The 26143-nt window shown below is 53.0% G+C and carries 30 protein-coding genes, 3 tRNA genes and 1 other RNA gene; 12 read left to right on the forward strand and 22 right to left on the reverse strand.

Translation table 11 applies throughout. From position 1 onward, the window contains the following. Positions 1-77: 77 nt before the first annotated feature. Complete coding sequence (locus IV433_RS10425; RefSeq protein WP_195814147.1) at positions 78-332, forward strand: helix-turn-helix domain-containing protein; 255 nt, start codon at positions 78-80, stop codon at positions 330-332. Here the strand turns inward: IV433_RS10425 and modC are convergent. The 4 genes from modC to IV433_RS10445 form a co-directional block, all read right to left on the reverse strand. Next, on the reverse strand, positions 329-1390 hold the full coding sequence (modC, locus tag IV433_RS10430) for a molybdenum ABC transporter ATP-binding protein ModC (protein ID WP_195814148.1): 1062 nt from the start codon (positions 1388-1390) through the stop codon (positions 329-331). The genes IV433_RS10425 and modC overlap by 4 nt on opposite strands. A 1-nt stretch (position 1391) precedes the next feature. Continuing rightward, the gene (gene modB / locus IV433_RS10435) at positions 1392-2081 is read right to left on the reverse strand and encodes a molybdate ABC transporter permease subunit (RefSeq protein ID WP_104922867.1); all 690 of its coding nucleotides are present in this window, start codon (positions 2079-2081) and stop codon (positions 1392-1394) included. 227 nt (positions 2082-2308) lie between these two features. Further along, on the reverse strand, positions 2309-3082 hold the full coding sequence (modA, locus tag IV433_RS10440; RefSeq protein WP_195814149.1) for a molybdate ABC transporter substrate-binding protein: 774 nt from the start codon (positions 3080-3082) through the stop codon (positions 2309-2311). 185 nt (positions 3083-3267) lie between these two features. Then, positions 3268-3426 carry an AcrZ family multidrug efflux pump-associated protein gene (locus tag IV433_RS10445; protein WP_152325463.1) on the reverse strand — a complete coding sequence of 53 codons (159 nt, stop codon included), beginning with the start codon at positions 3424-3426 and terminating at the stop codon, positions 3268-3270. A 188-nt stretch (positions 3427-3614) separates the two neighbouring features. On the opposite strand from IV433_RS10445, the gene modE reads away from it, so the two are divergent. Then, a complete protein-coding gene (gene modE / locus IV433_RS10450; RefSeq protein ID WP_195814150.1) occupies positions 3615-4397 on the forward strand; it encodes a molybdenum-dependent transcriptional regulator in 783 nt (260 codons plus the stop codon). A 246-nt stretch (positions 4398-4643) separates the two neighbouring features. Then, entirely contained in the window at positions 4644-6113 is a 1470-nt protein-coding gene (modF, locus tag IV433_RS10455) for a molybdate ABC transporter ATP-binding protein ModF (protein WP_195814151.1), read from the forward strand. Between the two features lie 35 nt (positions 6114-6148). On the opposite strand, the gene IV433_RS10460 is transcribed toward modF, so the two are convergent. Continuing rightward, a complete protein-coding gene (locus tag IV433_RS10460; RefSeq protein WP_195814152.1) occupies positions 6149-6913 on the reverse strand; it encodes a hypothetical protein in 765 nt (254 codons plus the stop codon). 137 nt (positions 6914-7050) lie between these two features. Between IV433_RS10460 and IV433_RS10465 the strand changes: the two genes are divergently transcribed. From IV433_RS10465 to gpmA, 7 genes are all read left to right on the forward strand, one after another. After that, on the forward strand, positions 7051-7956 hold the full coding sequence (locus IV433_RS10465) for a LysR substrate-binding domain-containing protein (protein WP_195814153.1): 906 nt from the start codon (positions 7051-7053) through the stop codon (positions 7954-7956). A gap of 243 nt (positions 7957-8199) precedes the next feature. Continuing rightward, positions 8200-9216 carry a UDP-glucose 4-epimerase GalE gene (galE, locus tag IV433_RS10470; RefSeq protein ID WP_195814154.1) on the forward strand — a complete coding sequence of 339 codons (1017 nt, stop codon included), beginning with the start codon at positions 8200-8202 and terminating at the stop codon, positions 9214-9216. Positions 9217-9235: 19 nt separating this feature from the next. Further along, entirely contained in the window at positions 9236-10285 is a 1050-nt protein-coding gene (galT, locus tag IV433_RS10475; protein WP_195814155.1) for a galactose-1-phosphate uridylyltransferase, read from the forward strand. Further along, positions 10285-11433 (forward strand): galactokinase, encoded by a 1149-nt coding sequence (gene galK / locus IV433_RS10480; RefSeq protein WP_195814156.1) that lies wholly within the window; start codon positions 10285-10287, stop codon positions 11431-11433. Before galT ends, galK begins: the two co-directional genes overlap by 1 nt. Next, positions 11427-12473 (forward strand): galactose-1-epimerase, encoded by a 1047-nt coding sequence (gene galM / locus IV433_RS10485; protein WP_195814157.1) that lies wholly within the window; start codon positions 11427-11429, stop codon positions 12471-12473. The genes galK and galM overlap by 7 nt, the downstream gene beginning before the upstream one ends. 163 nt (positions 12474-12636) lie before the next feature. Then, on the forward strand, positions 12637-12969 hold the full coding sequence (locus IV433_RS10490) for a PsiF family protein (RefSeq protein ID WP_195814158.1): 333 nt from the start codon (positions 12637-12639) through the stop codon (positions 12967-12969). Positions 12970-13174: 205 nt separating this feature from the next. Further along, entirely contained in the window at positions 13175-13927 is a 753-nt protein-coding gene (gene gpmA, locus IV433_RS10495) for a 2,3-diphosphoglycerate-dependent phosphoglycerate mutase (RefSeq protein WP_152325453.1), read from the forward strand. A gap of 87 nt (positions 13928-14014) precedes the next feature. Here the strand turns inward: gpmA and IV433_RS10500 are convergent, their stop codons facing one another. Beyond that, positions 14015-14233 carry a DUF7661 family protein gene (locus tag IV433_RS10500; protein WP_195814159.1) on the reverse strand — a complete coding sequence of 73 codons (219 nt, stop codon included), beginning with the start codon at positions 14231-14233 and terminating at the stop codon, positions 14015-14017. A gap of 90 nt (positions 14234-14323) precedes the next feature. Further along, positions 14324-15376, reverse strand: coding sequence for a 3-deoxy-7-phosphoheptulonate synthase AroG (gene aroG / locus IV433_RS10505; protein ID WP_152325451.1), 1053 nt, complete (start codon positions 15374-15376; stop codon positions 14324-14326). Positions 15377-15589: 213 nt separating this feature from the next. Here aroG and IV433_RS10510 point away from each other — a divergent pair, with 213 nt between their 5' ends. Together IV433_RS10510 and zitB are read left to right on the forward strand one after the other, a co-directional pair. Further along, a complete protein-coding gene (locus tag IV433_RS10510; protein WP_195814160.1) occupies positions 15590-15931 on the forward strand; it encodes a protein YbgS in 342 nt (113 codons plus the stop codon). Between the two features lie 129 nt (positions 15932-16060). Then, complete coding sequence (gene zitB, locus IV433_RS10515) at positions 16061-17011, forward strand: CDF family zinc transporter ZitB (protein WP_195814161.1); 951 nt, start codon at positions 16061-16063, stop codon at positions 17009-17011. Between the two features lie 64 nt (positions 17012-17075). Here the strand turns inward: zitB and pnuC are convergent, their stop codons facing one another. The 15 genes from pnuC to cydX form a co-directional block, all read right to left on the reverse strand. Then, positions 17076-17798 (reverse strand): nicotinamide riboside transporter PnuC, encoded by a 723-nt coding sequence (pnuC, locus tag IV433_RS10520; RefSeq protein WP_195814334.1) that lies wholly within the window; start codon positions 17796-17798, stop codon positions 17076-17078. Between the two features lie 41 nt (positions 17799-17839). Next, positions 17840-18904: a quinolinate synthase NadA gene (nadA, locus tag IV433_RS10525; protein WP_195814162.1), complete on the reverse strand. Its 1065-nt coding sequence runs from the start codon at positions 18902-18904 to the stop codon at positions 17840-17842. 313 nt (positions 18905-19217) lie between these two features. Continuing rightward, a tRNA-Lys gene (locus IV433_RS10530) sits at positions 19218-19293 on the reverse strand. A gap of 45 nt (positions 19294-19338) precedes the next feature. Beyond that, positions 19339-19414 (reverse strand) — tRNA-Lys (locus tag IV433_RS10535). Between the two features lie 70 nt (positions 19415-19484). Further along, a non-coding RNA gene (locus IV433_RS10540) (RtT sRNA) lies at positions 19485-19605 on the reverse strand. 15 nt (positions 19606-19620) lie between these two features. Further along, positions 19621-19696 (reverse strand) — tRNA-Lys (locus IV433_RS10545). 197 nt (positions 19697-19893) lie between these two features. Then, complete coding sequence (gene cpoB / locus IV433_RS10550) at positions 19894-20688, reverse strand: cell division protein CpoB (RefSeq protein ID WP_152326500.1); 795 nt, start codon at positions 20686-20688, stop codon at positions 19894-19896. 9 nt (positions 20689-20697) lie between these two features. Beyond that, positions 20698-21207 carry a peptidoglycan-associated lipoprotein Pal gene (pal, locus tag IV433_RS10555; protein ID WP_152326499.1) on the reverse strand — a complete coding sequence of 170 codons (510 nt, stop codon included), beginning with the start codon at positions 21205-21207 and terminating at the stop codon, positions 20698-20700. 47 nt (positions 21208-21254) lie between these two features. Continuing rightward, on the reverse strand, positions 21255-22547 hold the full coding sequence (gene tolB, locus IV433_RS10560; RefSeq protein ID WP_195814163.1) for a Tol-Pal system beta propeller repeat protein TolB: 1293 nt from the start codon (positions 22545-22547) through the stop codon (positions 21255-21257). A 130-nt stretch (positions 22548-22677) separates the two neighbouring features. Further along, the gene (gene tolA / locus IV433_RS10565; protein ID WP_195814164.1) at positions 22678-23925 is read right to left on the reverse strand and encodes a cell envelope integrity protein TolA; all 1248 of its coding nucleotides are present in this window, start codon (positions 23923-23925) and stop codon (positions 22678-22680) included. Between the two features lie 115 nt (positions 23926-24040). Beyond that, a complete protein-coding gene (gene tolR, locus IV433_RS10570) occupies positions 24041-24472 on the reverse strand; it encodes a colicin uptake protein TolR (protein WP_013576429.1) in 432 nt (143 codons plus the stop codon). An 11-nt stretch (positions 24473-24483) separates the two neighbouring features. Beyond that, positions 24484-25173: a Tol-Pal system protein TolQ gene (tolQ, locus tag IV433_RS10575; protein WP_013576430.1), complete on the reverse strand. Its 690-nt coding sequence runs from the start codon at positions 25171-25173 to the stop codon at positions 24484-24486. Then, positions 25170-25574, reverse strand: a complete 405-nt coding sequence (ybgC, locus tag IV433_RS10580) for a tol-pal system-associated acyl-CoA thioesterase (RefSeq protein ID WP_095921211.1) — start codon at positions 25572-25574, stop codon at positions 25170-25172. Before ybgC ends, tolQ begins: the two co-directional genes overlap by 4 nt. A gap of 151 nt (positions 25575-25725) precedes the next feature. Continuing rightward, positions 25726-26019: a cyd operon protein YbgE gene (gene ybgE, locus IV433_RS10585; RefSeq protein ID WP_195814165.1), complete on the reverse strand. Its 294-nt coding sequence runs from the start codon at positions 26017-26019 to the stop codon at positions 25726-25728. A 2-nt stretch (positions 26020-26021) separates the two neighbouring features. Beyond that, the gene (gene cydX, locus IV433_RS10590; RefSeq protein ID WP_101077375.1) at positions 26022-26135 is read right to left on the reverse strand and encodes a cytochrome bd-I oxidase subunit CydX; all 114 of its coding nucleotides are present in this window, start codon (positions 26133-26135) and stop codon (positions 26022-26024) included. Positions 26136-26143: the final 8 nt, after the last annotated feature.

Here is a 26143-nt window from a genome sequence, read left to right on the forward strand (position 1 = left end):
TGTCTAGTAACTCTAAACAACAATGATGTTAAGTAATGCTAAACATAACGTCAATACTCTTTTTGTGGTTATTGACGATGATCTCATACAGACTGAAATCTGCCCGAACAAAGGCGAAACTGACGCAGGAAAAACTCGGCGTTATGGCGGGAATTGATGAAAGCACCGCGCGTTCGCGGGTTTCACAATATGAAAACGGCACCTACAGCCCGAACTTCGACACCATGTGTCATTTCGCCCGCGTGCTGAATGTGCCGGAGTGTTATTTCTATATTATCGATGACGAATTCGCCGAAAAAGTTCTGGCGCTGTATCACGCGTCAAAAGCTTAACGGTTCACCGACACACTTTTAATTTGCGCATACAGCCACTGGCCTGAACGCACCATCAGTTCATCGCGCGCCCACGGCGTAATGCGTGCCCAGAGAATGTGATCGGCCATCGCCAGTTTCACTTCCACCTGATTGCCCACGTCCAGACATTCCAGCACTTTCGCGGGCAAAATATTGCGGATGCTGCTGTTGTTGGCGGTCGGTTGCAGCACCAGCGAAACGTCGGTGGAATTCACGCGCACGCGCAGCGGCGTGCCGGGCGCTTCTTCGACTTTACTGATCCATAAACGCTGGTCGCCAATCGCCAGCGCCGTCATTTCGTAACGCGGATGATGTTCCAGCACGCTGACGTTCAGCACGCTGCTCTGCTCTTCTTTCGGCAGCCACGGACGCATGACGTTACTCGCCCACACTTCTTCCAGCGCGCCCATCGCCAGCACTTTACCGGCGTCCAGCACCATCACTTTTTCCGCCAGACGCAGAATCTCATCCAGGCTGTGCGTCACATACAAAATCGGAATGCTGACTTCCTGCGCCAGACGCTCCAGATAGGGCATCAGCTCGCGTTTACGCGGAAGATCCAGCGCTGCCAGCGGTTCGTCCATCAGCAGAATTTCCGGTGCGGTCAGCAGCGCACGGCCAATCGCCACGCGCTGTTTTTCGCCGCCAGACAACGTCAGCGGGAAACGATCAAGCAAAGCGCCGATACCCAGCAGACGGACGATGCTGTCGAACTGGCCGCGCATCGACGGCGCCATGCCATATTGCAGATTTCCCTGCACGCGATAATGCGGAAAGAGGCGCGCATCCTGAAAAACATACCCCACGCGGCGTTTTTCCGGCGGCAGAAAAATGTTGTTCTGCGTGTCGGATAAAATTCGCCCGTTGAGCGCGATACGCCCTGAGTCCGGCCTGGTCAGCCCGCCGATGGCGTTGATCAGGGACGTTTTACCCGCGCCGGACAAACCGAAAATCGCGGTGATGCCCTGTGCGGGCAGTTCCTGTGAAATCTGTAAATCCAGGTCGCCCAGCTTCTGGCTGAAATCGAGTTCAAGCATTTCAGCCTCCCAGCCGTATGCGGCTGCGTTTTGCCAGCCAGTCAGAAATCAGTAACGCCGCCAGAGACAGCAGGATCGCCAGCACGCAAAGTCGTGCGGCGGCACTTTCTGCGCCGGGGGTTTCAATCAGGGTATACATCGCCAGCGGAATGGTGCGCGTTTCCCCCGGAATATTGGAAACAAACGTGATGGTCGCGCCAAATTCACCCAGTGAGCGGGCGAAGGCCAGCACGATGCCGACGATAACGCCGGGCACCGAAAGCGGCAGTGTGATGGTGAAAAATACCCGCCACGGCGACGCACCGAGCGTCCGGGCGGCAAGCTCAAGTTTGGGATCGACAGCCTCAAGCGACTGGCGGATAGCCCGCACCATCAGCGGAAACGCCACAACGGCGGACGCCAGCACGGCGCCGTGCCAGCTGAAACTGAAACTGAAGCCGAACCAGTTATAGAGCCACTGCCCCACCACGCCGCGTCGCCCCATCACCACCAGCAGCAAATAACCAATGACCACCGGCGGTAATACCAGCGGCAGATGGATAATGCTGTCGAGCAGGGATTTGCCGGGGAAGCGGCAGCGGACCAAAATCCACGCCATCAGAATACCAAGCGGCAGACTGCAAACAACGGCCAGGCTCGAGACTTTCAAACTGAGAAGTACCGCCTGCCACTCATATTCACTCAACATCATGTCGGTTCATTTGTCCTGAATAAAATGTGAAGCCGTAAACATAAAATATCGGCAAAAAAGATAAAGCCTTTAATCAGCCGCCACAGGGGGACTTAAGATTGGGTGCTCGTGGCATTTTGCATTCGCGATAACAGGAAAGGATCAGCGCTTTAGTATTACATAACAACGTGGAACAAATATGAAGTCATCCCCGGAGGGATGACTTAAGGGATTCGGCGATAAACGGATTATCCGCGCGGTGTGAAACCGTATTTCCTGAAGATTTCAGCGGCCGCTGGCGTTTTCAGATAATCATAAAAACCGCTGACGGTCGCATTCTCGTGGCCTTTCACAATCGCCATCGGATATTCAACCGGCTTGTGGCTGGCTGCCGGGAAGATGCCCACCACTTTAACTTTCTTGCTGGCAACCGCATCAGAGCCATAAACGATACCCAGTGGCGCTTCTTCACGTTCTACCAGCGCCATTGCCGCACGAACGTCACTGGCGCGCGCCAGTTTGGATTCCAGCGTGGTCCAGGCACCCAGTTTTTGCAGGGCTTCTTTGGCATAAATACCGGCCGGAACGTGGTCGGGATCGCCCACAGCCAGACGGCTGTCGCCCAGCAGTTTGGTCCATTCGGTTTTTTCAGAAATATCGACTTTATCGATTTTGCTGCTCTTCGCAGAAATCAGCACCAGTTCGTTGCCCAGCAGGGTGTAACGGGTGTTATCAACGATTTCCTGCTTGCTGATGGCGTAATCCATCCATTGCTGGTCGGCAGAGATGAACATATCTGCCGGTGCGCCCTGTTCAATCTGGCGCGCCAGCGTTGAAGAGGAGGCGAAAGAGGAGACAACCTGCACGCCCTTTTCTTTCTGATATTGCGTGGCGATATCCTGCAACGCATTGGTCAGCGACGCGGCGGCAAAGACCGTAATTTTTTCAGCAGCCTGAGCCTGAACGCCCAGACCGGCGACCATGACGGTAGCGGTTAACAATTTGCCCCATGAAGTTTTCATCAGTTTTCTTCTTCCTTATAAGTAGATGTTACGTTATGTAAGCACCAATATAGCGTCGAAAAAAATGATGTCATCCGTTTTATCCCCGCAGACATTAAGAACCTGCGGTTTCTTGATCTCGCCCTGAAAATAGAAAGCCCGGCACAATGGCCGGGCTCTTCGGAAAGCGGGTTAAACCCCTTAACTCATTTTACAATCGGGGTATTTCGGGACTCTTTAGAGTGGCCGACATTGGAAATAACGTTGAAAATTTCGCCCAGTCCCCAGATCAGACCCAGGATAACCGCGATGAAAATCGGTACCATGATGGCAGCGAAAAGCAAACTTTCTAATAATTCTAACATGATAGCCTCACTTAACTGGCTGAACGGCCCGAAGGCGTTGTTGGACTTCGTGCTTGAAGTCAAAACGAAAAATCAATCTGTTGCGGATAATAACAGTACGGGACTGTGATTACTTTAGCATTTAGCCAACTTGCCTGCCTGCGGGTTTAGCGGCGACAATGAATAATGATTCTAATAAGGACGCTGCAATGCAAGCCGAAATTCTCTTAACCCTTAAACTCCAGCAGCGATTGTTCGCCGATCCGCGCCGCATCGAATTGCTGCGACAGGTGCGCCATACCGGTTCAATCAGTCAGGGCGCGAAGCTCGCAGGCATCAGCTATAAAAGCGCATGGGATGCTATCAATGAAATGAATCAGCTGGCAGACCAGACCCTGGTTGAACGCAGCACCGGCGGTAAAGGGGGCGGCGGCGCCGTTCTGACGCCTTACGGCGAACGCCTGATTCAGCTGTATGAACTGCTGGCGCAAATCCAGCAAAAAGCCTTTGATGTACTGAAAGAAGACTCCCTGCCGCTCGACAGCCTGCTTGCGGCGATTTCGCGTTTCTCACTGCAAACCAGCGCCCGCAATCAGTTTTTCGGCAACGTTATTGACCGTTCGCATGAGGTTGTTCAGCAGCATATCGACATCATGCTGGCCGACGGCAAAACGCAAATTCGTGCAGCGATCACCGAACAAAGCGCCGACCGTCTGGCACTGACGCCGGGCAAAGAAGTGCTGGTGCTGATCAAAGCGCCGTGGATCACGCTCGGCTATACGGCAGAAAATCCGCATAACGCGTTGCAGGGTGACGTCATCAGTATTCAGCGCGGTGAGAACAACTGCGAAGTGCTGGTGAAATTACCCAGCAGCGAAACGTTGTGCGCCACGGTGCCCAACAGCGACGTTGACCGTCTGGCACTGAAAACCGGCCAGAGCGTCTTCGCGCAGTTTGATGATGACAAGGTGATCCTCGCCACTCTGTGCTGAAAAGATAAAAAAATCAGAATCTTGCAGAATCAGCGTTAACATTTTGCAGAATTGTCAATTGACTTGAGAGAGTGCAGCGCTTATCCCTTAATTTATCAATCAAAATTCATTTCCCTAAATAATTCGAGTTTCAGGCAGGCGGCAAGAGAGTGAATCCCGATGAGCTTACATAAGTAAGTGATTCGGGTGAGCGAACGTAGCCAACGCATATGTAACTTGAAATATGACGGGAAAAAGGGATGAACAATGTCGTCGTTGCATATCTCGCAAGGCGTTTTTCGCCTCAGCGATACCCGAACCCTCACACTTTCCGATCTCAGTATTCATCAGGCCGACAGCTGGGCATTCGTCGGCTCGAATGGCAGCGGTAAGTCTGCGCTGGCCCGCGCACTGGCGGGCGATATAACCCTGCTGAAAGGGACGCGTGAAAACAGTTTTCCGCACATCGTTCGCCTGTCGTTTGAGCAACTCCAGAAACTGGTCGCCGATGAATGGCAACGCAATAACACCGATTTACTGAGTGAAGGGGAAGACGATACCGGCCGGACGACGGCGGAAATCATTCAGGAAGAAGTGCGCGATCCTGCCCGTTGCGCCGCCCTGGCCGCCCAGTTTGGACTCGAAAAATTACTCGATCGGCGGTTCAAATATTTATCCACCGGCGAAACCCGCAAGACATTGCTGTGTCAGGTACTGATGCAGCGGCCAGACCTGCTGGTGCTCGACGAGCCGTTCGACGGGCTCGATGTCAATGCCCGCGCGCAGCTGGCGCAGTTGCTGGAAACCCTTTCCGGCGAAGGCCAGACGATGGTGCTGGTGCTCAACCGCTTCGACGATATTCCGTCATTTGTGCAAAACGTCGGTGTGCTGGCGGATTGCACCCTGGCCTCCGTCGGCCCGCGCGAACAGGTCATGGCCGATGCGCTGGTCGCACAACTGGCGCACAGCGAAAGCCTCAGCGGCATGGCAGTGCCGGAAGCAGAAGATCCGACGGCGCGAGTTACGCCGCCACAGGATGCTCCGCTGATCGTGCTGCGAGACGGCGTGGTCCAATACAACGATAAACCGATCCTGCACAACTTAAGCTGGCAGGTTGATCACGGTCAGCACTGGCAAATCACCGGGCAGAATGGCGCAGGGAAATCGACGCTGCTCAGCCTGATCACAGGCGATCACGCGCAGGGTTACAGCAATCACCTGACGCTGTTTGGCCGCCGCCGCGGGAGCGGTGAAACCATCTGGGACATCAAGCGCCACATCGGTTATGTCAGCAGCAGCCTGCATCTGGATTACCGCGTCAGCACCAGCGTCCGCAACGTGATCACCTCCGGTTTCTTCGATTCGATTGGCATTTATCAGGCGGTTTCTGATCGCCAGAGATTCCTCACAAATCAGTGGCTGGAATTGCTCGGCCTCGGCGGCAATGCCGGTGACACATCGTTTCACAGCCTGTCGTGGGGACAACAACGTCTGGCGCTGATTGCCCGCGCACTGGTGAAACATCCGGCGTTGCTGATCCTCGACGAGCCGTTGCAAGGTTTGGATCCGATAAACCGCCAGCTGGTGCGTCGTTTCGTCGATATTCTGATAGGTGAAGGCGACACCCAATTGCTGTTCGTTTCGCATCACGCTGAAGATGCGCCGGAGTGCATCACGCACCGCCTGAGCTTTATCCCTGAAGACGATATCTACCGTTATCAGATTGACGCGCTCTGATTTTTCACCCGCCTTCCGGTTCACGGAGGGCGGTTTTACGCCTCGGCCATCAGCGCCACCACCATGCCCGCCAGGGCAAAAATCCCTAACAGTGTGAACCCGTTTTCGAGCCCCGCATAGCCCGGATAAATCGTCACAATCATTGTCAGCAACGCCAGTGTAACCACAGTGCTGGCGATAAGCGCCACGCCGTTGAGCCACCTTCCCTGCGCCGCAATCACCTGCAATCTGATATTTCTGGCGTGATTCACCATCCCGAGCCCCATACCGCTGAGGATCATCGCGGGCAGCGGCGCCAGCCAGAACGCGCAACCTTCCTGCATCACAGCAATCATCCCTGTTCCGGCGGCGGCCAGCGTAAAGCCCAGAAGCAGGCGTTTATCGCGGGTGAATTCGGCCTGAACCTTTTCTCCCAGCGCATGGCCCGCCCGGACCATCAGCAAGATCAGGGCAATGCTCAGGAGGATTTGCAGCAGACCAAACCCGTAACTGTTTTTCAGCAGCCAGGCCAGCAGGAAGAAAGCCGGTACGCAAAGGGCGGCAAAGAAAACGCTGGTCCAGAGGCTTATCTGCAATTCGGTGCAAACCCGCAAGGTCTGCGGCAAAAGCGGCTGCGGGTTATAACGCTCGCTGATCATAAACAACGTGAAAAATATAGCCGCCGCGCCCGCAAAGCTGTGCGTTAGCGGTGTGTCCAGCCCCTGATGCGCCACACCCAGCAGCGTCATGGTCAGTGACAGAATAAACAAAGCGCCGAGCGAAAAGGCCAGCGCTGGCACCCGGAAATTAATGACAGACATACAGAACTCCTTTTTCCAAACTTTGCGATATCAGGATGAACGCTATTCATCCTCATCGTGTTGATAAAGGAGCTTACACTGCCTATTTTAGGAGACTCAAAGTCATAGATTTCAGCCACGGATGAAAATAACTCATCATGAAGAAAATCCGTTTACCGCCTCTGGGTTCACTGAAAGCGTTCGACGCGGTGGCACAGCAGGCCAGCTTTAAACGCGCTGCCGAAGAAATCGGCGTGACGGCTACGGCGATCAGTCACCAGATCCGTGTTCTGGAAGAGGCGCTGGGCACCGCCGTTTTTGAACGCAGCGCCCGCGAGGTGAAACTGACCGCCGCCGGGCAAATTTTGCGGCAGGCAACGCGCCATGCTTTTGCCGGTTTACAGGCTGCCGTGGAAGAAATTCATCACGCAGGATTACCGCCTGCGCTGACGCTGACGACCACCTCGAATTTTCTGACGCACTGGCTGGTTCCGCGGCTGGCGGATTTAAAACAGGCAGCACCGGCGATGGATTTGCGACTGCATACCGGCATTGAGCTGGTGGATTTAACGCGTAATACGGTGGATGTGGCGATCCGTTACAGCGAATCTGCCGATGAGTCGCTGAATTCCGCACTGCTTTATCACGACACGTTTATTCTGGTCGCCAGCCCGGCGCTGGCGCTGAAAAACCCGGCAGACCTGACGGGCGTCACGCTGTTTCATGTTGAGAATCGTCACATTCCCCGCCCTTCACCCGACTGGGAAAACTGGCGTGCGCATTTCGGCCCGAAAGATCTCAACATCGACAACGGGTTGCGTTTTACCGATGAAACTCATGCGATTCAGGCAGCCATTGCCGGCCAGGGCGTGGCGATTGTCAGCAGTTTGCTGGCGCGGGATTTCATTGAAAAAGGCATCCTCACCGTTCCCTTCCCGCACCATCTCCCCGGTGCAAATTATTATCTGGTGACCACAAAAGAGAAAAGCGCACGCGAGGATATCGGGATCCTGCGTCACTGGTTACTGGATAAAATGTCGGCTTTCCCTCCGGCTGGAGTCTGAAAAATGACGCAAAAGTCTGCGGTGAGTAAATCACACCACAAAATGTAAGCGATTACACTTAGCGGTATTTCTGGCTTCCGGCGCGCTCCAGCAGGCTTTCTGTACGGCGCACAGCACCTGTATAGCGGCACTGAAAGGTGGTAAACTGTTTGTGTAAGCGATTCCATTTTATTGGGGATGGATCACCTTTTTCAGTCATGCAGCGTGTTATCGTTGCATCATGATATTCATCGAGGAGCGATTATGTACGTCTTAGTCACAGGTGGTAGCGGTTACATTGGTAGCCATACATGCGTGCAACTGATTGATGCGGGCTATACGCCAATCATTCTGGATAATCTTCACAACAGTAAAGTTAGCGTTCTGGAACGTATCAATACGCTGACCGGCAAAACGCCGCTGTTCTATGAAGGCGATATCCGCGACCGCGCACTCCTCGATAAGATCTTCAGCGAACACCACATCCATTCCGTGATTCATTTCGCGGGCTGGAAAGCCGTCGGGGAATCCGTCGCTAAACCGCTGGCGTATTACGATAACAACGTTTCCGGCACGCTGGTGCTGGTTGAAGCAATGCGCGCCGCGGGCGTTAAGAACCTGATTTTCAGCTCATCCGCGACCGTGTATGGCGATCAGCCGAAAACCCCGTATGTCGAAGATTTCCCGACCGGCAATCCTTCCAGCCCTTATGGCCGCAGCAAGCTGATGGTCGAACAAATTCTCGAAGACGTGCAACGTGCTGAACCGGAGTGGAGCATTACCCTGCTGCGCTATTTCAACCCGGTTGGCGCGCATCCGTCTGGCCTGATGGGTGAGGATCCGCAGGGCGTGCCCAATAACCTGATGCCGTTTATTGCTCAGGTGGCCGTGGGTCGCCGCGAATCTGTGGCGGTATTCGGTAACGATTATCCGACGCCTGACGGCACCGGCGTTCGCGATTACATCCACGTGGTCGATCTGGCCGACGGCCACATCGCCGCAATGAAAACCCTGCACAACAAAGCGGGCGTACACATTTACAACCTCGGCGCAGGGTTCGGCCAGAGCGTGCTGGAAGTGATTGAGGCCTTCAGCAAAGCCTGTGGCAAACCGGTGAACTACAAGTTTGCACCGCGCCGCGAGGGCGACCTGCCAGCCTACTGGGCTGACCCGTCCAAAGCCGCCAAAGAACTCAACTGGAAAGTGACACGCACGCTGGAAGACATGGCCAATGACACCTGGCTGTGGCAATCGAAAAACCCGCAGGGCTACCCGGATTAAGGCAGACCAAGGAAAGTTTATGACGACGTTTAACCCGATTGATCATCCACATCGCCGCTACAATCCGCTGACCGATCAGTGGATTTTAGTGAGCCCGCACCGGGCCAAACGCCCGTGGCAAGGCCAGCAGGAAGCCGTTTCGCAGGAGGTTCTGCCCTCGCACGATCCGGACTGTTTTCTCTGCCCGGGCAATACCCGCGTAACGGGCGATGTGAACCCGAAATACACCGGCACTTTCGTGTTCACCAACGATTACGCGGCGCTGATGCCGGACACGCCGTTTGCGCCGGAAAACGATGACCCGCTGATGCGGGTTCAGAGCGCACGCGGCACCAGCCGGGTTATCTGTTTCTCACCGGACCACAGCAAAACGCTGCCGCAGCTTTCCGTAGAAGCCCTGACGGAAATCGTCAGAACCTGGCAGGAGCAAAGCGCGGATTTAGGGAAAACCTATCCGTGGGTGCAGGTTTTTGAGAATAAAGGCGCGGCGATGGGATGCTCTAACCCGCATCCGCATGGCCAGATTTGGGCAAACAGTTTCCTGCCTAATGAAGCCGAGCGCGAAGACCGTCTGCAACGCACTTATCTCGACGAGCAAGGTTCGCCAATGCTGGTGGATTACGTGCAGCGTGAGCTGGCAGACGGCAGCCGCACGGTGGTTGAAACTGAACACTGGCTGGCCGTGGTGCCTTACTGGGCGGCGTGGCCGTTCGAAACGCTGCTGCTGCCAAAAGTTCACGTTAAGCGCATTACCGGGCTGACCGATGCCCAGCGCAGTGATTTAGCGCTGGCGCTGAAAAAACTGACCAGCCGCTATGACAATCTGTTCCAGTGCTCTTTCCCGTATTCCATGGGCTGGCACGGCGCGCCGTTTACCGAAGGCGACCACGAACACTGGCAGCTGCATGCCCATTTCTACCCGCCGTTGCTGCGTTCAGCCACGGTTCGCAAATTTATGGTCGGCTACGAAATGCTGGCTGAGAACCAACGCGACCTGACGGCGGAACAAGCTGCCGAGCGTCTGCGGGCGGTGAGTGATATCCACTATCGTGAAGCCGGAGAACAATAATGAAATTGAAAACCAAAACCCTGGAAATCTTTGCCGACAAATTCGGTTACCCTGCCACGATCACCATCAAAGCGCCGGGTCGCGTTAACCTGATTGGCGAACATACCGATTACAACGACGGCTTCGTTTTACCCTGCGCCATCGATTATGAAACGGTGATCGCCTGCGCACAGCGCAACGACCGCGTGATCCGCGTGATCGCCGCCGATTATGACAACGAGGAAGATACGTTCTCTCTCGACGAACCGATCCTGCACAGTGACGCGCATCCGTGGGCCAACTACGTGCGTGGCGTGGTGAAACATCTGATGTTGCGTAATAAAGATTTCTGCGGCGCAGACATGGTGATCAGCGGCAACGTGCCTCAGGGCGCAGGGCTGAGTTCTTCTGCATCTCTGGAAGTTGCCGTCGGCCAGGCGCTGAAATCTCTTTATGATTTGCCGCTGGACGGCGTGGCGCTGGCGCTGAACGGTCAGGAAGCAGAGAACCAGTTCGTCGGTTGCAACTGCGGGATTATGGATCAGCTGATTTCTGCCCTCGGCAAAGAAAACCATTCCCTGCTGATCGACTGCCGTTCGCTGGAAACCCGCGCCGTGTCTATGCCGGAAAACGCAGCCGTGGTGATCATCAATTCCAACGTGAAACGCGGTCTGGTTGACAGCGAATACAACGCCCGCCGCGAACAGTGCGAAGTGGCCGCCCGCTTCTTCGGCGTGAAAGCCTTGCGCGACGTAGACCCTGCCCTGTTCTTCTCCATTCAGGATGAACTGGATCCGGTGGTTGCACGCCGTGCGCGCCACGTGATCACGGAAAACGATCGTACTCTGGCAGCGGCTGACGCACTGGCCAGCGGCGACCTGAAACGCATGGGCGAACTGATGGCGGAATCTCACGCCTCCATGCGCGATGATTTTGAAATCACCGTTCCGCAAATCGACAAACTGGTCGAAATCGTCAAAGAAGTGATTGGCGATAAAGGCGGTGTGCGCATGACCGGCGGCGGCTTCGGCGGCTGCATCGTGGCACTCGTTCCGACAGAGATGGTAGACAAAGTCCGTCACGCCGTTGAGCAGCAATATCACGCCCACAGCGGCCTGAAAGAAACCTTCTACGTTTGCACCGCTTCCCAGGGGGCTGGCATATGTTAAAACCTGAAAACACACAGCTGGCGCCCGATGGCCAGCCGTTTGAACAGGTGACGCTACAGAATGCGGCGGGCGCAACCGCCACATTCATGGACTGGGGCGCGACCTGGTTATCCTTTACGCTGCCGCTGGCTGACGGCTCGAGCCGCGAACTGCTGCTCGGCTGCCAGACACCGCACGACTATATGAATCAGAGCGCCTATCTTGGCGCGACCGTCGGGCGCTACGCCAACCGCATCGCCCGCTCGCAGTTCGAGATTGAAGGCAAACCGCATCTGGTCGTCGCCAATCAGGGCGTACATCAGCTGCACGGCGGCCCGGAAGGTTTTCATGCGCGTCGCTGGAAAATTCTTGAGCAAACCGCGCAGAAACTGACGTTCGGGCTGTTTTCTGCCGACGGCGATCAGGGTTATCCGGGCAATATGACGGCGAAAGTGCATTATCAGCTGACCGACGATAACCGTCTGGAAATCCGCTATGAAGCAACGGTGGATAAGCTGTGCCCGGTCAATCTGACCAATCACGCTTATTTCAATCTCGACGGCGAAGGCACCGATGCACGACAGCACAAGCTGCAACTGTTTGCTGACCGCTTCCTGCCGGTCGACAGCGACGGGATCCCGTGTGCCGATCCGACGTCCGTTGAAAATACCGGCATGAATTTCAATGCGCCGAAAACGCTGGCGAAAGATTTCCTCAGCGATCGCGATCAGCAGCGCGTGAAAGGTTACGACCACGCGTATTTGCTCAACCGCACCTGCAATGCCGGCACAAATCCGGCTGCGCATTTGTGGTCAGCCGATGGCAAAGTAAAAATGACGATGTTCACGTCGGCACCGGCAGTGCAGCTGTACAGCGGCAACTTCCTCGGTGGCACGCCAAACCGCAGCGGCGGCGAATATGCCAGCTACAGCGGCGTTGCGCTGGAAAGTGAATTCCTGCCAGACAGCCCGAACCACGCAACCTGGCCGCAGCCAAGCTGCTGGATTAAACCGGGCCAGACGTACAAATCTGCCACGACCTACCAGTTCTTCGCGCTGTAATCTTCTCCGGGCAGGCTCATCCGAACCTGCCCTTCGCGTTTTTCCCTTCTGCAAATTTGTGACTCATCACGCATCTGCGTCAGCACTTTTTCAGCTAAAGCCGCCTCCCGCATCTACGCTTAGAGAGTGTCCTGCGAAAAGGACGTTCAAAAAGGAGTTCGTTATGCGTTTACCCGTTGTGTTATCCCTGCTGGCGACCTTATGTGCAGCGGGTTCTGCTCTGGCCGCGGATCCCGTAAAAGTGCCTTCCCCCGCTCAGACTGAGCAGCGCCAGAAAATGACCGACTGTAATCAGCAGGCCACCACACAATCGCTTAAGGGCGATGAGCGCAAAAAATTCATGAGCAACTGCCTGAAAGCCGAGGCCAAAACAGACGATAAAATGAATCCTCAGCAGAAAAAGATGAAAACCTGTAATACTGATGCTGCGAAACAAGAACTTAAAGGCGACGCCCGCAAAACCTTCATGAGTACCTGCCTGAAAAAAGCCAGCTAATCCGCTGTCCTTTTGCACAAAACGCGCTGTCCGGGTGACCGTCTGCGCGTTTTGTTTTACATCGCCACAGCAAATTCGTTATGTTTAAGACAAACGGGCGTCACACATAGGTTTCCTGAATACATTCAGATTGCCGATCGGGATGCCCAGCCCCTATAATGATAACTGTTATCATTGAAAATTCAGTTAACTGAGGAGTTTAGCTATGGCTGTAACCAAGCTGGTGCTGGTAAGACACGGTGAAAGTGAGTGGAACAAAGAAAACCGTTTTACCGGTTGGCATGATGTTGAACTGTCCGACAAGGGCCGTACTGAAGCAAAAGCTGCGGGTCAGCTGCTGAAAGACGAAGGCTTCCAATTTGACTTCGCTTACACCTCCGTGCTGAAACGTGCCATCCATACTCTGTGGAGCGTTTTGGACGAACTGAACCAGCCATGGCTGCCGGTTGAGAAATCCTGGAAACTGAACGAACGTCATTACGGCGCGTTGCAGGGTCTGGACAAAGCTGAAACAGCGCAGAAGTACGGCGACGAGCAGGTTAAACAATGGCGTCGTGGTTTTGCTGTGACTCCACCAGAACTGGATCGTGCTGATGAGCGTTTCCCTGGTCATGACCCGCGTTATGCCAAACTGAAACCTGAAGAGCTGCCAACCACAGAAAGCCTGGCGCTGACCATCGACCGCGTTATCCCTTACTGGACTGATGTCATCAAACCTCGCATCGAAAGCGGCGAGCGTGTGATCATTGCTGCACACGGTAACTCCCTGCGTGCGCTGGTTAAATATCTGGATAACCTGAGCGAAGACGAAATCCTGGAACTGAACATCCCTACCGGTGTTCCACTGGTTTACGAATTCGACGAAAACTTCAAACCAATCAAACGTTATTATCTGGGCAATGCCGATGAAATCGCAGCAAAAGCAGCGGCCGTGGCAAACCAGGGTAAAGCGAAGTAATTAGCGGTTTCTGAGCTAATCAGAAATACAAAAAGGCATGCGAAAGCATGCCTTTTTTAATGGTCTGGACTCAGCGTAAAACCAACATTACTCGATACGCAAGACCTCAGGATGTAATTCCGTCGCTGACTCGTGATAAATATCGCCCAGCCAGCCGGGGATTTCCGCTTCAGTCATATCGTCAGGAATAATGATGTCATAAAGCCGTGAGAACTTTCTTTCCGTCATTTCAGCACGAAATACCTGCCAGCCATCCGGCGTTTTCTCAACACCCAGGAACCGACCAAAGACGTTATAAATCAGCATAGATTTTCTCCTGCGACATCTCGCGATGATAACGGCTCGCACAAAAAAGCCCCGCATTAACGGGGCTCAGTTCAGAATTGCTGTGACGGATTAGCCGCGGCGCGCTTTGACTGCGTTCGCGAGGCTACGCAGTAACACTTCGGTATCTTCCCAGCCAATGCACGCATCGGTCACGCTCTGGCCGTAAACCAGTGGCTCGCCGCTGTCGAGACTCTGATTGCCTTCGACCAGATGGCTTTCAACCATCACGCCCATAATCGCCTGTTCGCCACCGGCAACCTGACCGCAAACGTCTTCACAGACTTCCATCTGTTTTTTGAATTGTTTACTGCTGTTGGCGTGGCTGAAGTCGATCATGATGCGGGCTGGCAGGCCGCCTTTTTTCAGGCCGTCTTTCACTTCCAGCACGTCCTGCGCGCTGTAGTTTGGTTTTTTGCCGCCGCGCAGAATGATGTGGCAGTCGTTGTTCCCGCTGGTATTGACGATAGCGGAATGGCCCCACTTGGTCACAGACAGGAAGCAGTGCGGCGCACCGGCTGCGTTGATTGCGTCGATCGCCACTTTGATGGTGCCGTCGGTACCGTTTTTGAAACCTACCGGGCAGGATAAACCGGAGGAGAGCTCACGGTGAACCTGAGATTCTGTAGTACGTGCGCCAATCGCGCCCCAGCTCATCAAATCCGCCAGATATTGTGGCGTGATCATGTCCAGGAATTCACCCGCCGCAGGCAGGCCGGTGTCGTTAATATCCAGTAACAATTTGCGGGCAATGCGCAAACCATCGTTAATCTGGTAGCTGTTGTTCATATGAGGGTCGTTGATCAGCCCTTTCCAGCCGACTGTCGTACGCGGTTTTTCGAAGTAAACGCGCATGACCACTTCCAGTTCACCCTGCAATTCTTCGCGCATTTTCAGCAGGCGTGCTGCGTACTCTTTAGCGGCTTTAGGATCGTTGATTGAGCAAGGACCGATGACAACCAGAAGACGATCGTCGTTTCCTTTCAGGATCTTATGAATCGCATTGCGTGCATGAGACACCGTCTTTGCCGCTTTGTCAGTGGCGGGAAACTTTTCCAGCAACGCTACAGGTGGCAAAAGTTCCTTAATTTCTTTGATGCGTAAATCGTCGTTTTGATAATTCATAACTGTTCCATTCGGGTGTTCATAAGAGACAAAGCGAAACGCTGACCGCGTTCAATCTAGCCGTATTGATAGCCGGTGTAAACCTAATTTGACACCTACGAATAGTCTCATTTTGATTCAGGACATGAATTCATTCGCTAAGCTTCCTAATCATTGGCTTCACCACGACGAGCACGAAAAAAATGAATCACAACCAAAGATGGAGATGAGGTTATGAAGAAACTTGCAATAGTGTTACTGACCGCCACAATGGCTCTGGCTTCAGGTGCCGCATTCGCAGAAGGCGCAGATACGGGTTCGAATAATGGCTCAGCGAATCAGGCGGATGCTCCTGGCTCAATCCAGAAAATCGCACCGAACGGAGTCGATAACAGCAAAATCAACGAAACCGATAAGCCTGTTAATGAAGTCCACAAGAAAAAACACAAATCTACGACTGAAGCTCACCACAATGCGAGCAAAAAGACCGTAGACCACAAAAAGGCCATGTGTAAAGACGGCCGCTGCCCGGATCAGGTACCAGGAACCAATCAGTCCAAAGCTACCGGTAACTGATTTCATCAGCAGTAAATGACTGACAAAGGGGAACTTCGGTTCCTCTTTTTCTTCTCTGCCCCTTTCTTGCATCACATGACGATTACGTTATTGTTATGATCTCTGTTCATCTCTTTTGTGAATACTTATATGTCTTCCTCTTTACTACCTCAGGATAAGAATGGCCGCAGGCTGTTGCTGGCATTTCTGGTTACCGTGATTTTCATGGTGGCAGAAGTGATCGGCGGCCTGATCTCCGGCTCGCTGGCACTTCTCGCCGATGCCGGACACATGCTGACTGACGCCGCAGCCTTACTGGTTGCGCTGTTGGCCGTGCGTTTTGCAAAACGTAAGCCCAACGCCCGGCATACGTTTGGTTATTTGCGCCTGACCACCATGGCGGCGTTTGTGAATGCCGCCGCGCTGCTGGTGATCGTCGTGCTGATCGTGTGGGAGGCCATCGCCCGTTTCTTCAGCCCTCAGCCGGTGATGGGTACGACCATGCTGGTGATTGCGATCGCCGGGCTTTTTGCCAATATTCTGGCGTTCTGGTTGCTGCATCAGGGCGAAGAGAAAGCCAATATCAACGTGCGCGCTGCGGCGCTGCATGTTCTGGGCGATTTACTGGGCTCCATCGGGGCGGTTGCGGCGGCGCTGATCATTATGTACACAGGCTGGACGCCTATCGACCCGATTCTTTCGGTGCTGGTTTCGTGCTTAGTGCTCAGTAATGCATGGAGGCTGATGCGCGAGAGTTTCCACGAACTGCTTGAAGGGACGCCGCAGGAAATTGATATCGATAAGCTGCGCAAGGATTTGTCGATGAGCATCCCGGAAGTGCGCAACGTTCACCACGTTCACGTCTGGCAGATTGGTGAGCAGCGCCTGATGACGCTGCACGTGCAGGTTGTACCGCCACATGACCATGACGCCCTGCTTGACCGCATACAGCACCATCTGCTCGACAAGTGCCGTATCGGCCACGCCACCATTCAGATGGAATACGGCCGTTGTGAAACACCGGATTGTGAGATCAACGAAGTTCAGTCAGTAAGCTCCGGACACGATCACCACGGGCACAGCCACGCGCATCATCATTGATCCCGTAGTTCTGCGCCTGAAAGCAAAACGCCTCCGGATGGAGGCGTTTTTTATGGGATACGGATCAGATTTTCTGCAATGGCCGCGAACCGTTCTGCCGGGCACTTTTGATCCACAACCATGAGCCGTTAAGGGCAATCAGCGTCAGCAGAACATATTCCAGCGCCATGGCATAAACGCCCTGATAAGCAAAAATAGCCACGCTGATGACATCAATCACCACCCACACCAGCCAGTTCTCAACGTATTTGCGCGTCATCAGCAGCATCGCGACAATCGACAGCACCATCATAGATGAATCCCAGAACGGGAACGCATCGGGCTGAAGCTCGGGCATATTGACGTTAAGCCCCAGCGCCTGCATCACATTCACTGCAACGAGCGTGAGCGCGGCGAAAACGCGATCAATATTGAAGGTCATCAGCGCGATACCTGCCACGCAGATAACGCCCCATAACAGCGCCTTGCCACGCGGCAACCAGCGGATCTGCAATTCCGCCTGCTGATCGGCTGTCTGGCGGCTCCAGGCGTACCAGCCGTAAATATTGGCGGCGAAGAAGAACACCTGAAGCAGCAAGCTGGCATAAAGCTGGATCTGGAAGAAGATAATCGCAAACAGCGTCACGTTGATCAGGCCGAACGGATAGTTGATCAGCTTTTCTTTGCTGGCGAACCAGATGCAAAGCAAACCGAAAATCGTCCCGACGGCTTCAATCCACGAAAGATCATACCCTCCTTTCCCAAGAGGAATATGAACCAGAATGTTGCTGGTACTGAAGAAATCCATCATCACGTCCTTCCCTTAATTGTTCTGAAAATACCTTCGGCTTAAAGCGCTTTAGTCTGCGCCCGTAATTTCAGCTGAGCTGCGAAATCCAGCATACGGTTCAGCGGGATCAGTGATTTCACACGCAGCGCTTCATCCACTTCAATGGCATGTTCTGCTCCGCCATGTTCCAGCCCTTCGGCGATAGCCTTCAGGCCATTCATCGCCATCCACGGGCAATGCGCGCAGGTCCGGCAACTGGCGCCTTCACCAGCTGTCGGCGCTTCGAACAATTCTTTATCCGGACACGCCTGCTGCATTTTATAAAAAATACCGCGATCCGTTGCCACAATAAGCTGTTTTTGCGGCAACGTTTTTGCGGCCTGAATCAGCTGGCTGGTAGAACCGACGGCATCCGCCATATCAACGATCGCCTGAGGGGACTCAGGATGTACCAGTATGGCCGCATCAGGGTACAAACCTTTCATGCGGGTCAGCGCCTGGGTTTTAAACTCGTCATGGACGATACAGGCGCCCTGCCAGCAGAGTACATCCGCCCCCGTCTGCTTACGCACGTAATTCCCGAGATGACGATCCGGAGCCCAGATGATTTTTTCACCCAAACTATCCAGGTATTCAATCAGTTCAACCGCAATGCTTGAAGTGACGACCCAGTCCGCCCGGGCTTTCACTGCCGCCGAGGTATTAGCGTAGACCACAACGGTGCGATCGGGGTGGCTGTCGCAGAAATCCGAGAATTCCTGTTCCGGGCAACCTAAGTCCAGAGAGCACTCCGCGTTGAGTGTCGGCATCAGAACCGTTTTTTCAGGGCTGAGGATTTTGGCCGTTTCCCCCATAAACCGGACACCCGCCACCAGCAGCGTTGACGCCGGATGCTGGCTGCCGAAACGAGCCATCTCCAGTGAATCCGCGACGATGCCGCCGGTTTCTTCTGCCAGCGCCTGGATTTCAGGATCAGTGTAATAATGCGCGACCATAACGGCGTCGCGCTCTTTCAGCAGTTTCTTAATCTTCTCTTTATAGAAGGTCTTTTCGTCTGCATTCAGAACTGCGGGTTTAGGCGGGAAAGGATACACCGTCGCATTCAGATCCAATGTTTCGCTCATACTCTTCATCTCATTCTGTCAGGCAATGCGCCTGAAGGCCGGAAGCCACAGCCGGTTTAACAGATTAAACCCACTGGTTTTGTATGCTAAACAAAATACCGTAAAAAACGAGGTAAGTCGTCCAAATTTTGTTCTTAAGGCTTTAAATGTTTACTGGACTTAAAAGAGAGGTGTATCGGATTATGTGGATAAAGGCAGATTAAGATAATGTGAGAAATACAGGGGTCTGAATGCGAAAAAAGCGCCTAAAGGCGCTTTTTTCTGAATTTGATGAAATAGACATCTTTGCAATTTAGATGGCTCACTTTAAAAGTGGTGGGCCGTGCTGGATTCGAACCAGCGACCAATTGATTAAAAGTCAACTGCTCTACCAACTGAGCTAACGGCCCATCTAAATGCTTTCACTACTTATTCAGGACTAACCACTTAAAGAGTGGTGGGCCGTGCTGGATTCGAACCAGCGACCAATTGATTAAAAGTCAACTGCTCTACCAACTGAGCTAACGGCCCTTCCTGAATACTTCTGACTGCCTTCGTGTCTTGCAGTTGGTGTGCAAGCCACTTGCTGTTTGTTTAGATTTGGTGGGCCATGCTGGATTGATACGGTCTTCGACCTCACCCTGCGGGCAACGCTACGCGTTGTCGTCTCGCTTCGCTCGGCTCGAACCAATAGTTCTCATCCATCACTGCTTCACTACATATATCCACTTAAAGAGTGGTGGGCCGTGCTGGATTCGAACCAGCGACCAATTGATTAAAAGTCAACTGCTCTACCAACTGAGCTAACGGCCCATCTAAACCTACTGCAAATTACCTAAATCTCTAACAGCGTTAGCCGTTTGGAGTTGTCTGGGCAACGGCGGCATATATTACTTATTTAACTTTTCAGTGCAACTTTAATTTTCACAAAGATGCTTAACTGCTGGACTTTCACACACTCAAGCCCAGAAAATGCACGATATGTACATTTTCCGGTCCTGAATTGGGAACTACTTCGCAGATAAACGTTTTTGAGCTTGTTTTGCCGCGTCGGTGTTTGGGTACTGTTTTATGACCTGCGCGTAGACGGCTTTGGCTTTATCGGCCTGCCCTTTCTCCTGCATGATCACCCCAACCTTGAACATCGCGTCAGAACTTTTTGGGGACTTCGGATAGTTTTTGACCACAACCGCAAAATAATAAGCAGCGTCGTCTTTTTTACCCTTGTTGTAATACAGCTGGCCTAACCAATAGTTGGCATTAGGCTGGTATGTAGAATCCGGGTATTTTTTAACGAAACTCTGAAAGGCAGCGATCGCCTCATCATATTGTTTCTTTTCCAGCGCCAGAGAAACAGCGGCGTTGTAGTCGCTGTTCACATCGCCTGTGCTTGCAGGGGCTTGTGCAGCACCTGCGTCAGACGTTGCGGCCGCAGCATTACCAGACGCGTCACCAGTGGCTGCTGCAGCGCCCGTACTGGCGGCTCCGGCGGCACCCTGACTCAGGCTGTCCATCTGGTTAAAAATCTGCTTCTGACGATCAGCTAGCTGACTCAACTGATACTGGTTCTCCTGGATTTGACCACGAAGAGTATCCATATCACGTTGGGAATCAGAAAGTTGTTGCTGGAGTTGAGTTAATAGCTGGCTGTGAGCGTTAGAAATACGCTCCAGAGAGGTGACCCGATCTTCTATCGAGCCTGAGCCGACATCACTGATTGGCGCTTGGGCAGTAGCGGCCCATGGGACCGCTACGCCAACCAGTAACGACAGACTCAACAGGTGAGTTCTGAAGTTACTGCTCATACTATTCTCTTAGTAAACCAGTACGGCACGACGGTTTTTAGCGTAAGCCGCTTCGTCATGACCCAGTACAGCTGGTTTTTCTTTACCGTAAGAAACGATAGAGATCTGGTCGGCAGAAACGCCTTTACCTTGCAGGTACATTTTAACAGCAGTAGCACGACGTTCGCCCAGGGCGATGTTGTACTCTGGGGTACCACGTTCGTCAGCATGACCTTCAACAGTCACTTTGTAAGACGGGTTGCTACGCAGGAATGCTGCGTGCGCGTCTAACATCTGAGCGAATTCTGAAGAAACATCGTATTTGTCCAGGCCAAAGTAAACGATGTTATTTTTCTGCAGTTCTTGCATCTGCAGACGAGCTTGCTCTTCAGAAGACATGTTGCCGCTTTCTGCGCCAGTGCCAGAGTTCAGACCCATACCTGATTGGTCGTTGTCCGCGTTTTTGTGAGAACTACACGCAGCGACTGCCAGAACAGGCAATGCCAGCATCAGCCCTTTCAGCACTTTATTCAGTTGCATCTATTCGATCCTTTTATAATTTTTTGCCATACATAGTTTTCTATGCATTACAGATACGGCGACCAGGCAGGGAATTTGACCTGTCCATCAGTTGCCGGAAGACGCGCTTTGAAGCGCCCATCAGTCGATACCAGTTGCAATACAGAACCCAGTCCTTGAGAGGAGCTGTAGATAACCATAGTGCCGTTTGGTGCGAGACTAGGCGTTTCATCCAGGAACGTGTCCGTCAATGTTTGAACGGCTCCCGTTGCCAGATCTTGTTTAGCGATGTGCTGTGTACCGCTGGCGCTGCTCACCATGACCAGGAATTTACCATCTGCACTTACGTCAGAGTCCTGATTCTGTGAGCCTTCCCATGTCAGACGCTGAGGCGCACCGCCATTAATATTAACTTTATATACCTGAGGACGACCGCCCTGATCCGACGTGAACGCCAGGTTCTGGCTGTCCGGGAACCAGGTTGGTTCGGTATTGTTGCTACGGCCATTAGTGACCTGAGAGATCTGACCTGAACCCAGGTTCATCACATACAGGTTAAGGCTGCCGTCTTTAGACAACGCGAATGCCAGTTTAGACCCGTCCGGAGAGAATGCCGGAGCACCGTTGTGGCGTGGGAAAGAGGCAATCTGTTTGATAGCACTGTTCGCCAGTGTCTGCACAACCAACGCTGAACGACCGCTTTCGAAAGTCACGTAAGCCAGTTTGCTACCGTCCGGAGACCAGGCCGGAGACATCAGAGGCTCTGGTGAACGGTGAACAACGAACTGATTGTAACCATCGTAATCCGCTACACGCAGTTCGTACGGGAATTTGCCGCCGTTAGTCTGCACGATGTAAGCGATACGGGTGCGGAATGCGCCTTTAACACCGGTCAGTTTTTCGAAAACTTCATCACTGGCGGTATGGGCAGAATAACGCAACCACTGTTTGGTCACTTTATACTGGTTTTGTGCCAGTACGGTGCCCGGAGCACCCGAGGTGTCGACCAACTGGTAAGAAACAACATAGCTGCCATCGGCTGCAGGCTGGACCTGACCGATAACAACGGCATCGATGCCCAAAGCAGTCCAGGCAGCAGGCGTAACTTCTGCCGCTGAAGTTGGCTGTTGTGGCATGCGCGATGCATCAATAGGGTTAAATTTACCGCTGTTGCGTAAGTCAGCAGCAACAATGCCGCCAACATCTTCAGGTGGAGTACCCGGACCCGCCCATTTGAATGGCACAACGCCAATCGGACGAGCGGTATCTACGCCCTGAGTAATTTCAATGCGAACTTCTGCATTTGCTACAGATGCCCACATCATCAAAAGGCCGAACGCTACTCGAAATGCCTGCTTCATTGTATCTCCCTTATCTGGACGTATCTGCCCGCGATAATTTAGCAGAATTTTAACAAACCAACGCATACAAAACTAGAATTACACCCTGCAATCTATCGTAAAAATCTGAAAAGAAATTATTTTCGTCTTTCTACGGTTTAAAATCTATCGGAGCATTTTTAAAGACTTCATAGACTGCTTCAGAAGGCGGTTTCGGGAACTTCGCCTGTCGGGCTGCGGCAAGCGCTGCCTGACAAAGTGCCGGATCCCCACCTTCCGCTGACACGCTGATAAGCGAGCCATCCGGGTTCATTTTAACGCGCAATGAACAGGTTTTACCCGCATACGATGACGCGTCATAGAATCTGCTCTCGATAGCCGCCTTTATCTGGCTGCCATAGTTAGCAATATCGGCACCGGATGCACCCGCCTTTTTCTGCGTTCCTTTACCTGCCGGAGCAGAAGCCCCACCGCCCGTTGAACCTTTCGGCGCATTTTTAGAATCGGCCAGCCCGTCAAATAAGTTATTGGCGTCAGCAGATTCTTTTGCGGCAGCGGCAGCGGCCGCTTTCTTATCGGCTGCGGCTTTCTTGGCAGCTGCAGCCGCTTCAGCTTTCTTCTCAGCGGCTGCGGCGGCTTTCGCGTCCGCCGCAGCTTTGGCGTCTGCGTCAGCTTGCGCTTTTGCATCGGCGGCAGCCTGAGCTTTAGCCTCTGCGGCAGCTTGTTTCTTCGCCTCAGCAGCCGCTTCTTTCTTCGCGTCAGCCTCGGCCTGTTTTTTCGCGGCCGCTGCTGCGGCTTCAGCTTCAGCCTGTTTCTTCGCTTCGGCTGCGACTTTTTTCTGTGCATCAGCCTGCGCTTTTGCAGCTTCTTTCGCCGCATCGGCCTTAGCCTGAGCCGCTTCTTTTGCCGCTTCAGCTTTCGCCTGTGCAGCAGCAGCTTCGGCCTGCTTCTGTTGTTCTTTCGCCTGCTCAGCAGCCTGCTGCGCTTGTTTCTGTTGTTCAGCGGCTTGTTTCTGCTGCTGAGCCTGTTCCTGCGCCTGCTGCTTCGCATCTTCCTGTGCCTGAAGACGCTCTTTTTCAAGCTCTTTCAGACGTTGCTGTTCTGCGGCCTGTTTCTGCTGAAGCTCTTCAGCCTGTTGCTCTGATTTTTTCTGACGCGCTGCTGCAGCACGTTGGGAATCAGCCTGTTGCTGTTGCTGACGGTTGTACTGATCGACCACAGCACTTGGATCAACCATTACGGCTGAGATATCGCTACCGCCGCCGCCACCGCTCATGCTGGTATCTTCGTCCAGCGATCCCCAAATCAACAGGGCTATAATGATGATATGCAGAACGACCGAAACAATAACGGCGCGTTTGAGCTTATCGTTTTGTTCAGTTGCAGTTGCCTTTACCAAAATAGATTTCCCAAGACAGGATTACTAAAAACCCGGGATCCTGTAGCGCCTGACTTACTCTTTTAGCAAGCCAGGGAATGCCGGGTTTCAAATAAGTGTTACAAATTACCTATCCTCAGATAGGTTGTGTCATCAATCCGACTGACTTCACGCCAGCCTGATGCAGCATATTCAGCGCCTTGATGATTTCATCATAAGGCACATCTTTTGCGCCACCGATCAGGAATACCGTCTTCGGATTGGCCTGAATACGGCTGGTCGCTTCTGCGATAACCTGTTGTTCAGGCAGTTGTTCCATACGCTGATGATCCACCACAATGGTGTATTGACCAACGCCTGAAACTTCAACAATCACAGGCGGGTTATCATCGCTGGACACCGTTTTAGAATCCGTCGCATCAGGTAAGTCAACTTCCACGCTCTGGGTAATAATCGGTGCTGTCGCCATAAAAATCAGTAACAGAACCAGCAGTACGTCCAGCAGCGGAACGATATTGATCTCCGACTTACCTTCGCGCCGGTTACGACGACCTCGTGAACGAGCCATACTCTCCCCCTTTAGTTACTGCTGGTTTCGCGAGAGAAAGCCTGACGGTGCAGGATAGCCGTGAATTCTTCCATGAAGTTATCGTAGTTTTGCTCAAGCTTGTTCACGCGCTGGTTAAGGCGGTTGTACGCCATAACCGCCGGAATAGCGGCGAACAGACCAATCGCCGTAGCAATCAGTGCTTCTGCGATACCTGGAGCAACCATTTGCAGGGTCGCTTGTTTCACGGAACCTAAACCGATAAAGGCGTGCATGATCCCCCAGACCGTACCGAATAAGCCGATATACGGGCTGATGGAACCGACGGTGCCAAGGAAAGGAATGTGTGTTTCAAGGGATTCGAGTTCACGGTTAAAGGAAATGCGCATTGCACGTGAAGACCCTTCAATCACCGCCTCTGGCGCGTGGCTGTTGGCACGATGTAAACGGGCGAATTCTTTAAAACCAGAATGGAAGATTTGCTCTGCCCCGCTCAGGGTTTCGCGACGGCCCTGGCTTTCCTGATACAGACGGGAAAGCTCAATACCGGACCAGAATTTATCTTCGAACGCTTCTGCCTCGCGGGTGGCGGCATTCAGCACTTTCGTGCGTTGAATGATGATCGCCCAGGACGCGATAGAAAAGCACACCAGGACAAGCATAATCAGCTTGACCAGGATGCTGGCCTTCAAAAATAAATCAAGAATGTTCATGTCAGTCACTGCTTAAACTCCGCGACAATAGACTTAGGAAGCGCTCGGGGCTTCATTTGGTGTGGATCAATGCATGCAATCAACACTTCTGCAGAACTCAGAAGGTTTCCATGCGAATCAAGAATTCGTTGTGCAAAAGTAAGAGAAGCTCCGCGAATGGACGTAATCTCACTCTGAACATCCAGCAAGTCATCTAAGCGAGCTGGTGCAAAGTATTCGACCGTCATGCGGCGGACAGCAAAAGCGACGTGTTCTCCCAGCAACTGCTGCTGGTGAAAATTGCGTTGGCGCAACATCTCTGTGCGAGCCCTTTCAAAAAAGGCGACGTATCGGGCATGGTAGACCACACCTCCCGCGTCTGTGTCTTCGTAATAGACACGAACCGGCCATCGGAACAACGAATTACTCACTCTACATCCCGTAATGCAATTTGACGGCACTACTATACGCAAGAGAATTGGGGTTGGGAATGGGTTGCAATGCCGGAACGAAAATAATTATGGGCCGGAGCGGCCCATAGGAAGATTACTGTAAATCTGTGTATTTTTAAGACGATAAAAGTCAGCTGAAGAAGTAAAACAGACCCGCAGCCAGTGCGATCATCGCCAGTAACGGTGAAAAAAATGATTTCCACACCGAATTTTTCGGACGAAAACCCAGACCGTGAATAACACCGCTACAAACAGCCCATATCAGAATGAGCCCGTGCCACACTTCCAGCTGGCTGGTCGACGAGGCAAACATGCCCGGTTTCCAGAAAACACAACCGGCAAGCAGCAGCGACATCACAAGGGAAAGGGCCCGCAAGGGGCCCTTGTCTGTGATGGCGTAAACTTTATCCGCGATCACACTCATCGTTACTTCTCTTCTTTTGCAGCTTTGTTGGCTTCGCTGTGCTCAAGTGCCAGCGCGGTCATGATACCAAACGAGCAAGCCAGCAAGGTGCCGAGGATCCAGGCAAAATACCACATGGTTTTCT

It is taken from the genome of Rahnella laticis (assembly GCF_015644585.1).
GTDB lineage: Bacteria > Pseudomonadota > Gammaproteobacteria > Enterobacterales > Enterobacteriaceae > Rahnella > Rahnella laticis.

Excerpts from the sequence above, each read along its gene's own strand:
- IV433_RS10425 (WP_195814147.1), top strand. The coding sequence starts at position 78 with ATGATCTCATACAGACTGAAATCTGCCCGAACAAAGGCGAAACTGACG.
- modC (WP_195814148.1), bottom strand. The coding sequence starts at position 1,390 with ATGCTTGAACTCGATTTCAGCCAGAAGCTGGGCGACCTGGATTTACAG.
- modB (WP_104922867.1), bottom strand. The coding sequence starts at position 2,081 with ATGATGTTGAGTGAATATGAGTGGCAGGCGGTACTTCTCAGTTTGAAA.
- modA (WP_195814149.1), bottom strand. The coding sequence starts at position 3,082 with ATGAAAACTTCATGGGGCAAATTGTTAACCGCTACCGTCATGGTCGCC.
- IV433_RS10445 (WP_152325463.1), bottom strand. The coding sequence starts at position 3,426 with ATGTTAGAATTATTAGAAAGTTTGCTTTTCGCTGCCATCATGGTACCG.
- modE (WP_195814150.1), top strand. The coding sequence starts at position 3,615 with ATGCAAGCCGAAATTCTCTTAACCCTTAAACTCCAGCAGCGATTGTTC.
- modF (WP_195814151.1), top strand. The coding sequence starts at position 4,644 with ATGTCGTCGTTGCATATCTCGCAAGGCGTTTTTCGCCTCAGCGATACC.
- IV433_RS10460 (WP_195814152.1), bottom strand. The coding sequence starts at position 6,913 with ATGTCTGTCATTAATTTCCGGGTGCCAGCGCTGGCCTTTTCGCTCGGC.
- IV433_RS10465 (WP_195814153.1), top strand. The coding sequence starts at position 7,051 with ATGAAGAAAATCCGTTTACCGCCTCTGGGTTCACTGAAAGCGTTCGAC.
- galE (WP_195814154.1), top strand. The coding sequence starts at position 8,200 with ATGTACGTCTTAGTCACAGGTGGTAGCGGTTACATTGGTAGCCATACA.
- galT (WP_195814155.1), top strand. The coding sequence starts at position 9,236 with ATGACGACGTTTAACCCGATTGATCATCCACATCGCCGCTACAATCCG.
- galK (WP_195814156.1), top strand. The coding sequence starts at position 10,285 with ATGAAATTGAAAACCAAAACCCTGGAAATCTTTGCCGACAAATTCGGT.
- galM (WP_195814157.1), top strand. The coding sequence starts at position 11,427 with ATGTTAAAACCTGAAAACACACAGCTGGCGCCCGATGGCCAGCCGTTT.
- IV433_RS10490 (WP_195814158.1), top strand. The coding sequence starts at position 12,637 with ATGCGTTTACCCGTTGTGTTATCCCTGCTGGCGACCTTATGTGCAGCG.
- gpmA (WP_152325453.1), top strand. The coding sequence starts at position 13,175 with ATGGCTGTAACCAAGCTGGTGCTGGTAAGACACGGTGAAAGTGAGTGG.
- IV433_RS10500 (WP_195814159.1), bottom strand. The coding sequence starts at position 14,233 with ATGCTGATTTATAACGTCTTTGGTCGGTTCCTGGGTGTTGAGAAAACG.
- aroG (WP_152325451.1), bottom strand. The coding sequence starts at position 15,376 with ATGAATTATCAAAACGACGATTTACGCATCAAAGAAATTAAGGAACTT.
- IV433_RS10510 (WP_195814160.1), top strand. The coding sequence starts at position 15,590 with ATGAAGAAACTTGCAATAGTGTTACTGACCGCCACAATGGCTCTGGCT.
- zitB (WP_195814161.1), top strand. The coding sequence starts at position 16,061 with ATGTCTTCCTCTTTACTACCTCAGGATAAGAATGGCCGCAGGCTGTTG.
- pnuC (WP_195814334.1), bottom strand. The coding sequence starts at position 17,798 with ATGGATTTCTTCAGTACCAGCAACATTCTGGTTCATATTCCTCTTGGG.
- nadA (WP_195814162.1), bottom strand. The coding sequence starts at position 18,904 with ATGAGCGAAACATTGGATCTGAATGCGACGGTGTATCCTTTCCCGCCT.
- cpoB (WP_152326500.1), bottom strand. The coding sequence starts at position 20,688 with ATGAGCAGTAACTTCAGAACTCACCTGTTGAGTCTGTCGTTACTGGTT.
- pal (WP_152326499.1), bottom strand. The coding sequence starts at position 21,207 with ATGCAACTGAATAAAGTGCTGAAAGGGCTGATGCTGGCATTGCCTGTT.
- tolB (WP_195814163.1), bottom strand. The coding sequence starts at position 22,547 with ATGAAGCAGGCATTTCGAGTAGCGTTCGGCCTTTTGATGATGTGGGCA.
- tolR (WP_013576429.1), bottom strand. The coding sequence starts at position 24,472 with ATGGCTCGTTCACGAGGTCGTCGTAACCGGCGCGAAGGTAAGTCGGAG.
- ybgE (WP_195814165.1), bottom strand. The coding sequence starts at position 26,019 with ATGAGTGTGATCGCGGATAAAGTTTACGCCATCACAGACAAGGGCCCC.
- cydX (WP_101077375.1), bottom strand. The coding sequence starts at position 26,135 with ATGTGGTATTTTGCCTGGATCCTCGGCACCTTGCTGGCTTGCTCGTTT.